The organism is Kribbella sp. NPDC005582 (assembly GCF_040605415.1).
In the GTDB taxonomy this organism is placed as follows: Bacteria; Actinomycetota; Actinomycetes; order Propionibacteriales; family Kribbellaceae; genus Kribbella.
Window position 1 is genome coordinate 1,420,919 of the sequence record NZ_JBEXCU010000001.1, and the last position, 12,661, is coordinate 1,433,579.

Annotated in this window: 8 protein-coding genes; 4 read left to right on the forward strand and 4 right to left on the reverse strand. The window is 68.3% G+C overall.

What is annotated here, in order from left to right:
- The first annotated feature begins 59 nt into the window (after positions 1-59).
- From ABZS29_RS07165 to ABZS29_RS07175, 3 genes are all read left to right on the forward strand, one after another.
- Positions 60-497, forward strand: coding sequence for a MarR family transcriptional regulator (locus ABZS29_RS07165; protein ID WP_355459335.1), 438 nt, complete (start codon positions 60-62; stop codon positions 495-497).
- The gene (locus ABZS29_RS07170; RefSeq protein ID WP_355459337.1) at positions 494-1,702 is read left to right on the forward strand and encodes an MFS transporter; all 1,209 of its coding nucleotides are present in this window, start codon (positions 494-496) and stop codon (positions 1,700-1,702) included. The genes ABZS29_RS07165 and ABZS29_RS07170 overlap by 4 nt, the downstream gene beginning before the upstream one ends.
- Positions 1,703-1,983: 281 nt before the next feature.
- Positions 1,984-4,443, forward strand: a complete 2,460-nt coding sequence (locus tag ABZS29_RS07175) for a GH116 family glycosyl-hydrolase (RefSeq protein WP_355459339.1) — start codon at positions 1,984-1,986, stop codon at positions 4,441-4,443.
- Between the two features lie 143 nt (positions 4,444-4,586).
- Here the strand turns inward: ABZS29_RS07175 and ABZS29_RS07180 are convergent, their stop codons facing one another.
- Together ABZS29_RS07180 and ABZS29_RS07185 are read right to left on the reverse strand one after the other, a co-directional pair.
- Positions 4,587-6,455, reverse strand: coding sequence for an ABC transporter permease (locus ABZS29_RS07180; protein ID WP_355459340.1), 1,869 nt, complete (start codon positions 6,453-6,455; stop codon positions 4,587-4,589).
- Positions 6,456-6,524: 69 nt separating this feature from the next.
- Entirely contained in the window at positions 6,525-7,079 is a 555-nt protein-coding gene (locus ABZS29_RS07185; protein ID WP_355459342.1) for a TetR family transcriptional regulator, read from the reverse strand.
- Between the two features lie 91 nt (positions 7,080-7,170).
- On the opposite strand from ABZS29_RS07185, the gene ABZS29_RS07190 reads away from it, so the two are divergent.
- Complete coding sequence (locus ABZS29_RS07190) at positions 7,171-9,699, forward strand: bifunctional FO biosynthesis protein CofGH (RefSeq protein WP_355459344.1); 2,529 nt, start codon at positions 7,171-7,173, stop codon at positions 9,697-9,699.
- A 380-nt stretch (positions 9,700-10,079) separates the two neighbouring features.
- On the opposite strand, the gene ABZS29_RS07195 is transcribed toward ABZS29_RS07190, so the two are convergent.
- Both ABZS29_RS07195 and ABZS29_RS07200 read right to left on the reverse strand, forming a co-directional pair.
- Positions 10,080-10,697, reverse strand: a complete 618-nt coding sequence (locus tag ABZS29_RS07195) for a hypothetical protein (RefSeq protein WP_355459346.1) — start codon at positions 10,695-10,697, stop codon at positions 10,080-10,082.
- Complete coding sequence (locus ABZS29_RS07200) at positions 10,690-12,612, reverse strand: acyl-CoA dehydrogenase (RefSeq protein WP_355459348.1); 1,923 nt, start codon at positions 12,610-12,612, stop codon at positions 10,690-10,692. The genes ABZS29_RS07195 and ABZS29_RS07200 overlap by 8 nt, the downstream gene beginning before the upstream one ends.
- Positions 12,613-12,661: the final 49 nt, after the last annotated feature.

Consider the following 12,661-nt stretch of genomic DNA (forward strand, 5'->3'; position numbering starts at 1 on the left):
GACCGGCTCCACCGACGGCCGCGGTGGAGATGCATAGCATTCCTATGTATATTCGAGATGTGGACCTGAACGAGCTGGGTGTCGAGATCGTGGTCGCGTCGGCGCGGTTGACGCGGATGGCGAGCCGGGATGTGAGCGCCTTGCCGCATGCGGCGATGCGGCTGCTCGGGCGGCTGGACGAGCTGGGACCGACCCGGATCAGCGACCTGGCCAAAGCGGATCGGTGTTCGCAGCCGACGATGTCCACGCTGGTGCAGCGGCAGGAAGAACAAGGGTGGGTACGGCGTGAGCCGGATCCCGCCGATTCGCGCGCCAGCCTGATCAGCCTCACGAAGACAGGCCTGACCGAACTGCAGCGCGCTCGCCGGGAGGCGGGCGCCGCGGTGGCGGCCAGACTTCGTCACCTTCCGGCAGCCGACGTCGAGACCCTCGAGCGCGCGGCCGCCGTGATGCACACAATTCTCACCCTCGACGTTGTGGAGGATGCTCCCCAGTGAGCTCGTTCTTGAAGCAACCCAAATCGGTCTGGGCGGTCGCGTTCGCCTGTGTGATCGCGTTCATGGGCATCGGCCTGGTGGACCCGATCCTGAAGCCGATCGCCGAGCAGCTGCACGCGAGCCCGTCCCAGGTCTCGTTGCTCTTCACCAGCTACATGGCGGTGATCGGCCTGGCGATGCTGATCACCGGCGCGGTCTCCAGCCGGATCGGCGCGAAGCGCACGCTGCTGATCGGTCTCGCGATCATCGTCGTGTTCAGCGCGCTGGCCGGCCTGTCGAACTCGATCGGCATGATCGTCGCCTTCCGCGCCGGCTGGGGTCTCGGCAACGCGCTCTTCATCGCGACCGCACTGGCCACGATCGTGAACTCCGCGGCCGGCTCGGTCGCCGAAGCGATCATCCTGTACGAGGCCGCCCTGGGAGTCGGCATCGCGGCCGGTCCGCTGGTCGGCGGTGAGCTCGGCACGATCTCGTGGCGAGGTCCGTTCTTCGGTGTCGCGGTCCTGATGACGATCGCCTTGGCCGCGACCGCGTTCCTGCTCCCGGCTACGCCGCCCGAAGCCCGCCGTACGTCGATTCTCGAGCCACTGAAGGCTTTGCGGCACCGCTCGCTCGCCACGGTCGCCGTCACCGCACTGCTCTACAACTTCGGCTTCTTCACGCTGCTAGCCTTCACGCCCTTCCCGCTGGCGATGTCCGCCCGGCAGATCGGGCTGATCTTCTTCGGCTGGGGTATCGGGCTCGCGGTCACGTCGGTCTTCGTGGCGCCGCGGTTGCAGTCCTGGTTCGGCACGCTGCCGGTCGTGATGACGTCACTGCTGCTCTTCGGCGCCGACCTCGCGGTGATGGGCATCTTCGCCCATCACAAGGCAGTGCTCGCGGTCGGCGTGATCGTGGCCGGCCTGTTCCTCGGCATCAACAACACCCTGATCACCGAAGCCGTGATGGGCGCAGCCCCGGTCGAGCGCGGTACGGCGTCCGCGGCGTACTCGTTCGTCCGCTTCTCCGGCGGCGCCGTGGCGCCATGGCTGGCCGGCAAACTCGGCGAAGAGGTCAACATCCAGCTGCCCTTCTACGTCGGCGCCTTCGCCGTAGTCCTCGCAGTCGGCGTCCTAGCCACCGGCTGGAAGCCCCTCGCCCACCTCCGCGCCCCCGCCAACCACTCCAAGGCCGAAGCCGAAGCCCTCACCGCCGCCGACGCATAACCCCACCCACACCCAAAGACACGCCCACCCACCCTTGGGCACCAAACCTCACCTTGTGCACCCACCAATCACTTCCACGGCGGATCCATGGTTGATGGGTGCACAAAGCACGCTCACCACCCCCACCCCACGCCCACCCACCTTTGGGCGCGAAGTGCGTCGTTGTGCACCCACCAACCACTTCCACGGCGGATTTGTGGTTGGTGGGTGCACAAAGTGGTCCACTCGGGCGCGCGGACTTCGATTTCCGTAGACGGTTCGCGCGGTTAGGGTCGGTGGGTATGACGACGACAGCGTGGCCCCTGCTTCGTACGTACACCGGGCGGCAGTTGCGCCGGATCGCCCTCCCGCTCGGCGGGATCGGGACCGGAACGGTCAGCTTCGGCGGCCGCGGCAACCTGCGCGACTGGGAGATCGTGAACCGCCCGGCCAAAGGCTTCCACCCCGGTACGGCGTTCTTCGCGATCCGCACCGAGTCCGCGGACGGGGTGGTCAGTACACGCGCCGCCGAAGGCCCCCTGGACCTCAGCGACTACGAAGGCGCCCACGGCAGTGCCGCCCAGAACCACGGCCTACCTCGCTTCCGCGAGGCCACCTTCGGTACGGCGTACCCGTTCGCGCGACTGTCGTTGCGCGACGACGACGTCCCGGTGGAACTCGCCGTCGAAGCGTTCACGCCCTTCGTCCCGACGGATGTCGAGGCGAGCTCCTGGCCGGTCGCCGTGCTCCGCTTCGCGGTCACCAACCCGACCGATCAGCCTGTCACGGTGTCTTTGGCCGGCTCGCTGGAGAACTTCATCGGTCGCGACGGCACCACCGATGTTGCTGAAGGCAACTACAACACCACGGCCACCGGAAGCATGGGCGGCGAGTCGCAGGAGATGCGTGCCGACGGGGTGTTGCTCCGCAGCCGTGGCGTCTCCCTCGATGCCGAGCAGTTCGGTTCGATCGCACTCGCCGTACTTGACGGGCAGGACGTAACCCGCCGTACCGGCTGGGCCGATCGCACCTGGGGCGACAGCCTGCTCGACTTCTGGGACGACTTCAGCGCGGACGGCCGCCTCGACGAGCGCATCAGCGAGTCCGAGACTCCCATCGCCTCCGTCGCCGACCGCCGTACGGTCGCGGCCGGAGCGACTGAGCGCTTCACCTTCCTGCTCGGCTGGCACTTCCCGAATCGGCGCGCCTGGGAGAAGCCCGACCACGTCGGCAACCACTACACGACTCTGGTCGACGATGCCTGGGCCGCGATCAGCCGCTTCGCACCGCAGCTCGAGACGCTGGAGCGCCGTACCGTCGCCTTCGTTTCGGACTTCCTCGCCAGCGACCTGCCCGACCAAGTGAAGGAGGCCGCGCTCTTCAACCTCAGCACCCTGCGCACCCAGACCGTCTTCCGCACACCGGACGGCCGGTTCTTCGGCTGGGAAGGCTGTTCGGATCGCGTCGGCAGCTGCTTCGGTAGCTGCACCCACGTCTGGAACTACGAACAGGCGACGCCGTACTTGTTCGGCGAGATCGCCCGCTCACTCCGCGAGGTCGAGTTCGCGCACGCCACCGACGAGCAGGGCCTGATGAGCTTCCGCGTCGGCCTGCCGCTCCAGGAGGCCCAGGACTGGCGGGTCGCCGCGGCCGACGGCCAGCTCGGCTGCCTGGTGAAGCTGTACCGCGACTGGCGCCTCAGCGGCGACGACGAACTGCTCGTCAACCTCTGGCCGGCGGCTCGACGCGCCCTGGAGTTCTGCTGGATCGAGGGCGGTTGGGACGCCGACCGCGACGGCGTCATGGAAGGCTGCCAGCACAACACCATGGACGTCGAGTACTACGGTCCGAACCCGCAGATGCAGTCCTGGTACCTCGCGGCGCTGCGCGCGTCCGAGGAGATGGCCCGCTATCAAGGCGACGAGAAGCTCGGCGACGAGTGCCGCCGGCTCTTCGACCAAGGCAGCGCCTGGATGGACGAGCACCTGTTCAACGGCGAGTACTACCGGCACGAGATCCGCCCGCCGGCCTCCGCGGACGATGTCGCACCCGGCCTGCGTGAATCGATGGGCGCCGCCGACCCGACCCATCCTGAGCTGCAGCTCGGCGATGGTTGCCTCGTCGACCAATTGGCCGGCCAGTACCTCGCCCGGATCGCCGGCTTCGACTCGCTCCTCGACACCGAGCACGTGCGGACGACCTTGGCGAGCATCCTGCGGCACAACCGGCTTGAGGGCTTCCACGGGCACTTCAACCACATGCGCAGCTACGTGCTCGGCGACGAAACCGCCGTACTGATGTGCAGCTATCCGCGCGGCAACCGCCCCGAGCGCCCGTTCCCGTATTTCAGCGAGGTGATGACCGGCTTCGAGCACATCCTCGCGGTCGGCCTCATCCAAGAGGGCCTGGTCGACGAGGGCCTCCGGGTGATCAGCGACATCCGCGCCCGGTACGACGGCGAGCGCCGCAACCCGTACGACGAAGCCGAGTGTGGTCACCACTACGCGCGGGCAATGGCGAGCTGGGGCGCGGTGGTGGCGCTCACCGGCTTCGACTACGACGGACGCACCGGCGTGATGCGGTTCGCCACCTCCGGCACGCACTTCTGGTCGACCGGCAACGCCTTCGGCACGCTCGACACCGACGGCCTGCACGTCCGCGAAGGCAGCCTCTTCCTCACCTCACTCAGCCTCCCGGGCGCCCCGCCGATCGCCGTCACAGCCGACACCCTCACCGCGGGATCAACGCTCCCGTTCCACTGACCGGACCCCTTCCACCACCTGATCGTCCGCAGCATGCGCACCCCCACCCGGCATTTCGCTGCCTAGCCACCCAGTTAGGGGGTTCCGCACTCTGGTTACGGGTGCCAAACCCCCAATCTCGCTGGCCAGCCAGGCAAATGGCGTCAGCGGGCGGCCAGTAGGGCGATGGGGCGGTGCTTGGTTGCCTGGTGGGCGGTGAGTGCGGCGGCAGCGCCGACCACCAGGAGGGCGGAGGCGAGGATGAAAGCGAGGAGCCGCCAGGGGATCGCGACGGCGGCCATGCCGTAGGGACCGGCGGCGATTCCGGCGAGGGCAGCACCGGCGACCACAGCACCAAGGAGTACGCCGGTCAGCACGACCGTGACGGACTCCGTCAGAGCGACGGCGACGACCTGGCGCCGAGTGAGCCCGGCCATCCGGGCCAAGGCGAACTCGCGGCGCCGGTCCGCGGTCGACATCACCACCGCATTCACGACAGCGATCGCAGTGAAGATGCCGGCCAGCCCCATCAGCGCAGCGAACAGTCCGGTGTTGTTGCGCTGCTGGGCGTCACCCCGCGCCTTCGCCCACTCGCCGACCGTCTGGACTTCACCCGGCAACCCCTTCGCCACGATCGCAGCATCGATGCCTGGAGCAACCTTCACCAGCGTTTCGGTGCGACCACCGGCCGGCAGCAACGACCGCGGGACGAAGAAGTTCTCACTGACGTCCAGCGTCTCCGGCATCACGGCGACGACCTTCACGCTGACCTTCTTCTTGCCCATGGCAACAGTCAGCGTCGATCCGAATTTGAACCCCTCGGCCGCCATCCCCGGCCCGATCGCGATCGTGTTGCCGGTCAGCTTGTCCAGCGACCCTTTCCGCGGCCGCAACGCATGCGTCTGCTGATACGCGGCCGGATCAATCCCGACCGCCTCCGAATACACAGTGTTCTTCTTCCCCCGCGACACCACCACCGGTACGGCGGTCTGCGGCGAGACGACCGCGATCCCGGGACCGACCGCGACCGCCCGATCGACCACCAGATCGGCCGTGATCAGTCGCTCCTGCTCGACTCCGACCGCCTTCGCCTGCGAGCCGAACGTTCCCCACAGCCCGACGACCAGCCCGACGAGCACGATCAACGGCGCCGCGGTCGCGGCACTCCGCCGTACGGCATGGAGGACGCCGGCGCGGGCGAGGTCCGCGATCAGATGACCGCGCAGAACCGCCGCTGGCAACCGGCCGGCCCACGGCACAACGATCGGACTGAGCTGGCTGAGCGCAACCGATCCACTGACCAGCACCATCAGCCCGATCAGCAGACCGGCCACCAGATCCCGCGCGGCCTGAGCGGTGATCACCATGGCTACCGTCGCGGCTGCCGCCGACAGCCCCCAGAACCAGCGCCACCCCGTCATCACGCGCTGCGATTCACGACTCTCGGCCAAGGCCTCCAGCGCGTTCACCCGAGACGCCCGCCACGCGGCCGCCAGTACGCCGGTCAACGCCGTACCGACGCCAACGACCGCCGCGACCCACATCGCCCCTTGACTCCACGGTGCGGCGAACCACTCCGGCAACATGCCCAGCTTGATCATCAGCGCCGACTGGACCTCCGTTGCCACCAGTCCGAGCGGCACACCGATCGCAGAGCCGAGCAAACCGAGCAGTGCGGCTTCGCAAAGCAGCATCAGACACAGGTAGCCGCGCTGCGCCCCGACCAGTCGCAGCAGCCCCAGCTCGCGGCGGCGCTGCACCACAGTGAAGCCGAACGTCGTACTGACGATGAAGACGGTCAGAAACACCGCAAGCATCACCGTCATGCCCAGGAGCGTTCCAGCGCCCACATAGCCCTCACGGATCTGCGCACGCTGGTACGCCGACAGTCCGGCCGGCAACACCGGATGCCCAGTGGCGGCGAGCATCTGAACGCCAGACTGAACCAGTCCGACGCCGAGAGCCACAGCGACGACCGCTCCGGCGAACAACTGCCATCTGTCCCGCACCGCACCGACCGACAACCTGAGCATGCCTCAACCCAACAGGGATCCACCGTGGATCGCCCTGGCCCGCAGACCCCGCTTGGGGTAGCTCACGCGCTACCGCAGTACGTCGAGCAGCGCGGCGATGTCGGCGCGGTCGACCTCGCGGGCACCGATCAGGCACTGCAGCAGGAGGCCGTCGAGCGCGGCAACGAGGAGTTGGGCCTTCCGCGGATCGGCCGTGAACGTGCGGGCGATATCGGTCATCGGCTCCAGCCAGGCTGCTGCCGCGGACCGCAGTTCGGGGCGGCGAGCGGCGTACAGGTAGAGCTCGTAGAGGGCGAGGGTGCGACCGCGGCGCCGGACGAGGTTGTGCTCGATCAGCCGAGCGAGTTCATCGGTCGGGCGGGAGCCGAGCTCGCTGCCCCAGCCGTGCAGTTCGGCGGCCAGATCGTCTGCCGCCCAGGTCAGCGTGGCGACGAGCAGATCGTCGAGCGTCGCGAAGTGATAGGTGATCGACGCGACCGAGACATCGGCCTTGGCAGCGACTGCTCGATGGCTGACACCTGCGACTCCGTCGCAGCGGATTACCTCGACGGTCGCGCGCAGAAGCTCGCTCCGCCGCAGCTCACCGCGCTTGCGACGACCGTCGACACCCCGCCTGACCTGCATGAACGGCAAACTACCAGGACACCTGTACGGATTGTTTTTGGCTCTGAGAATCACGGGATCGGCCGCGCTCCGGCCTCTAGGCTTCGATGACGTGACAACCAATGAGCTGAGTACGGCGATGCGCCGGGCGCTGAAGCGGGCCGATGACGGCAAGACCCTCGACCCGACCGAGGTGGAGGTGCTGCTCACCGCCACGGGGCCGGCGCTGACCGCCTTGATGGCGACCGCCGCCCGGGTCCGCGACCAGGGCCTGGCCGATGCGGGCCGGCCGGGGATCATCACGTATTCGAAGAAGGTCTTCATCCCGCTGACGCGGTTGTGTCAGGACCGCTGCCACTACTGCACGTTCGCGACCACGCCGGGCCGGGTGCACGCGCCGTACCTGTCGCCGGACGAGGTGCTGGAGATCGCGCGCCAGGGTGCGGCACTCGGGTGCAAGGAAGCGTTGTTCACGCTGGGCGATGCGCCGGAGAAGCGGTGGGACGCGGCGCGCGTCTGGCTGGAGGAGGCTGGGTACGACAGCACGCTGGACTACGTCCGGGCGATGTCGATCCGCGTGCTCGAGGAGACCGGGCTGCTCCCGCACCTGAACCCGGGCGTCATGTCGTGGCAGGACCTGCAGCGGCTGAAGCCGGTCGCGCCGAGCATGGGCATGATGCTGGAGACGACGTCGCGGCGGTTGTTCGAGGAGAAGGGGCAGCCGCACTACGGTTCGCCTGACAAGGATCCCGCGATTCGGCTGCGGGTGCTCGAGGACGCGGGGCGGTCGAACGTGCCGTTCACGACCGGTCTGCTGATCGGGATCGGCGAGAACCTGGCCGAGCGGGCCGACTCGATCTTCGCGCTGCGCAAGATCGCGCGGCAGTACAACGGGATCCAGGAAGTCATCATCCAGGGCTTCCGGGTGAAGCCGGACACCGCGATGCGCAACGACGCCGACGTACCGCTGGACGAGTGGCTGGCCGCGATCGCCGCCACCCGGATCGTGCTCGGCCCGCGGGTCCGCGTCCAGGCCCCGCCGAACCTGGTCGACCTCGCCGAGTGCCGCGCGCTGCTCGACGCCGGCGTCGACGACTTCGGCGGCGTCTCCCCGCTCACCCCCGACCACGTGAACCCCGAGCGGCCCTGGCCCCAGATCGACGACCTGGCCAAGGTCACCGCCGATGCCGGTTTCGTCCTGCGTGAGCGCCTGACCGCGCACCCGGAGTACCTGCGTGAGCCGTGGCTCGACCCGCGCCTGATCTCGCACGTCGAAGCGTTGGTCGACCCCGAGACCGGCCTCGCGAACGAAGCCGCCAAGCCGGTCGGCCTGCCCTGGCAGGAACCCGACGGCGGCTGGGACTCCGTCGGCCGCACCGACCTGCACACTGCCATCGACACGGAGGGGCGTCGTACCGAGACGCGCTCCGACTTCGACGCCGCGTACGGCGACTGGGACGTCATCCGCGAAGACGTAGCCGCCCGACGCTCCGCCGAAAGTGCTCCGGAGCGCATCGACGCCGACGTGAAGGCTGCTCTCGCCGCCGCTGCGGACAACCCCGCCGGGCTGACCGACGCCCAAGCTCTCACTCTGATGACGGTGACCGGACCGGCGCTCGACCACCTCGCGAAGATCGCGGACGATCTGCGCAAGGAGGTCGTCGGGGACGACGTCACCTACGTGGTGAACCGGAACATCAATTTCACCAACGTCTGCTACACCGGCTGCCGGTTCTGCGCGTTCGCCCAGCGCCGTACCGACGCCGACGCCTACTCACTCTCGATGGACGAGGTCGCCCAGCGGGCCGAAGAGGCCTGGGTGATCGGCGCCAGCGAGGTCTGCATGCAGGGCGGTATCCACCCCGACCTCCCCGGTACGGCGTACGCGGACCTGGTGCGGGCGATCAAGGACCGCGTCCCGCAGATGCACGTCCACGCCTACTCCCCGATGGAGATCGTCAACGGCTCGGTGCGCACCGGCCTGTCGATCGAGGAGTTCCTGATCTCCGTCAAGGAGGCCGGCCTGGACAGCATCCCCGGCACCGCGGCCGAGATCCTCGACGACGACGTCCGCTGGATCCTCACCAAGGGCAAGTTGCCGACGGCAAGCTGGATCGAGGTGATCAGCACCGCGCACAAGGTCGGCCTGCCGTCGAGCTCCACGATGATGTACGGCCACGTCGACGAACCGCGGCACTGGGTCCAGCACCTGCGCACGATCGCTCAGGTCCAGGACGAGACCGGCGGCTTCACCGAGTTCGTGCTGCTCCCGTTCATCCACCAGAACTCGCCGATCTACCTGGCCGGCGTCGCCCGCCCGGGCCCGACGTACGACGAGAACCGCGCCGTCCACGCGATGTCGCGGATCATGCTGCACGGCCGCATCGACAACATCCAGTGCTCCTGGGTCAAGCTCGGCGTCGACGGCTGCGTCGCGGTTCTGAACGGCGGCGTCAACGACATCGGCGGCACTCTGATGGAAGAGACCATCAGCCGAATGGCCGGTTCCAAGCACGGCTCCCGCAAGTCCATCGAAGAGCTCACCGCGATGGCCACCGCCGCCGGCCGCCCCGCCCGCCAGCGCACCACGACGTACGGCGAGGTCGCCCCGCGCTCGAACACGCTGCTGGAACTCGCCTAGGCAATAAGAAACGCCGGCCGCGCCGGGTGTCGGTCGCCACCTCACTGGCGACCGGCACCGCTGATGGCGCGACCGGCGTCCTGCTGTTGCCCCGAGAGGGCAGTCGGCCCGAAGGTGGGCGGGTCCGTCATCTCATTCCGAGACCGGCAGGGGAGGTACATTTCCGGTCGCGGACGGGAGTACGACGTGTTCCGCCTGGAGCCTGTGTCCGCGACCCGTCCGTCGCTGACAACAGAACGTTGTCACGGCGTCGCTCGAACCGGCTACTGCTCGGTTCAAACATTTGCATTGCCTTTGAACAAGACAACGCTGAGTGTTTTTCCAACTACTCTGCGTCTATCTGTTGCCTTCCGCAACAACAAGACGGGACCCGCCAGGGGTCAGTACGGGTAGGTGTCGTCGCGACGGGTCGGGTCGAGGTCCCAGAGGGAGAACTCGACGATCTTGTGCGATTCCTCGCCGCCGGCCGGCTGGAGTCCGGACTGGTCGTAGTCCTTGGAGCCGAGGCCGTCGAGGTAGCAGAGCAGCTCGAAGGCCGACTGCGCATCCTCGATGTCGTCGACGACCTCTTCGTTCTGCGCTTCGTCGGCGCGGCTGCGGACGTAGCGGACGAACGCCTCGGGGTCCGTCACCACGAAGTCGTAGCGCGCCTGGTAGCTGAGCCGGACTCCGTCCTCCGGCAGCAGCACCTCCTCGAGCTCGTCCAGGTCGTCGCCCGCGACGATCTCCCGGTAGTCCTCGGGGTCGTCGAAGTCGTCCGGGCCGAGCGGCATGTCGTCCAGCTCGTCGGGGTCGTAGGAGTCGATCCCGAGGAAGATGTCACCCCAGCCGCGCTCGTTGACCGCGTCGGCCAGCACCCTGGACTGGACGCGAACGTTCTCGATCGCTGTGGTGGCCCGCAGATCGTGCAGGTCGAGGGCATCGGCCTGCTCCAGCAGCACCCGGGCGAGTTCGCGGGCGGCCTCGGCAGCCGACGCGGGTTCGATCGACTCACTCATGCTGTGACGGTACAACCATCGGCACCTCCACCGCCGCGCCCGGTACGCCGAAGGCCTCCACCAGGTCGATCGCGACCGGCCGGACGACGCCGCACAGCTCGTTGACCAGGGCAGTGATCGCCTTCGAGCGACCGGGCGACAACCGCCCGTGCTCGAGGTACCAGGCGCGCTCGGCCTCGATGGTCGAGAGCGCGTGCAGGTCGTACACGTCCTTCAGCACGCCCCGGAGATCCTCGGGCGCCCGCGCGACCGCCTTCTGGAACGCCTCCAGCACCACCCGGTCCACATGCGCCCGGCCGGCCGCGATCACATGGTCCTGGCAACGGTTGAAGACGTCGAACGCCTCGTCTCCGGCGTCGATCCCGGCCTTCAGCCGGCGCGCGACTCCGGCCAGCATGTGCTGCTCGCGGAACCGCAGCAGCCCGGAGTGATACGCGTCGTCACGTAGCCCGGCGTCCGGATCACTCGTATCGTTCCGGTTCGGTACGACGTCGCGCAGCCGGTCGATCAACGGTCGCAGCGCCGCCTTCTCGACCGCGATCTCGACGGCCTGTGCCGCGATGAACCGGGCGGTCCCGAGCGGATCCAGCTTCCCGAACGACTCCCGGTAGTCGGTCAGCAGCCCTTTCGCGACCAACTGCAGCAGGACAGTGTTGTCCCCCTCGAAGGTGGTGAACACATCGGTGTCCGCCTTCAGCGTCGCCAGCCGGTTCTCCGCCAGGTAGCCGGCGCCACCGCACGCCTCCCGGCAGATCTGGATCGTCTCGGTCGCATGCCAGGTGCCGAGCGCCTTCGTCCCCGCGGCCTGCGCCTCCAGCGCTCGACGGTCGTGCTCGCTGCTGCCGTCGCCGAACACGCGGACGAACTCCTCGACCAGCTCGGCCTGAGCGAAGTGCAGCGCGTACGTCCGGGCCAGCAGTGGCAACAGCCGGCGCTGATGCATCCGGTAGTCCAGCAGCAGCGTCTCCTCGTTGCTCCCCGGCGCACCGAACTGCCGTCGCTGCGCGGCGTACCGGATCGCGATCTCCAGGGCGACCTTGCTCGCCGTGATCGCGGCGCCGCCGACCGACACCCGGCCCTGCACGAGCGTGCCGAGCATCGTGAAGAACCGGCGATCCGGATTCTCGATCTCACTGTGATAGTTGCCGTCAGCATCGACCTGCGCATACCGGTCGAGCAGGGCCGCGCGCGGGACCCGGACGTTGTCGAAGACGATCCGTCCGTTGTCGACACCGTTCAGCCCGAGCTTGGGGCCGCAGTCGGACAACGTCACGCCGGGCAGCGGCGTACCGTCCTCGTCGCGGATCGGAACCAGCAGACAGTGCACGCCATGGGTCTCGCCACCGACCACGAGCTGGGCGAACACGGCCGCCATCCGCCCGTGCCGGGCCGCGTTGCCGATGTAGTCCTTGCGGGCTGCCTCCGACGGGGTGTGCACGACGAACTCACCGGTCACGGCGTCGTACGTCGCCGTGGTGCCGAGCGCCTGGACGTTGGAGCCGTGGCCCGTCTCGGTCATCGCGAAGCAGCCGAGCAAGCGGCCGCCGATCGCGTCGGCGAGATAGGCCTCGTGGTGCCGCTCGGTGCCGAGGTGCAGGATCGCACCGGCGAACAGGCCGAACTGCACCCCGGCCTTCACCATCAGCGACAGGTCGCCGAAGGCCAGCGTCTCGAACCCGGCGATGTAGCCGCCGAGGTCGCCCTCGCCGCCGAACTCCTTGGGGAAGCCGCGGGCCGGATGTCCCTCCGCCGTGATCGCCTGCAGCATCTCCAGCACGGTCTCGCGATACTCGTCGCGCGGCTGCCGCACGGCGAACTCGAACAGGTCGGCGTTCGCCGCCAGGCCGGCGCGCACGACGTCGCGGGCCGCCTTGTGCGGCCCGTCCAGGTAGTCCCGCATCCCCGATGTCTCCATACCAACAACATATGCGGATCGGGTCCCGATTTCTGTGACGAATTACGGC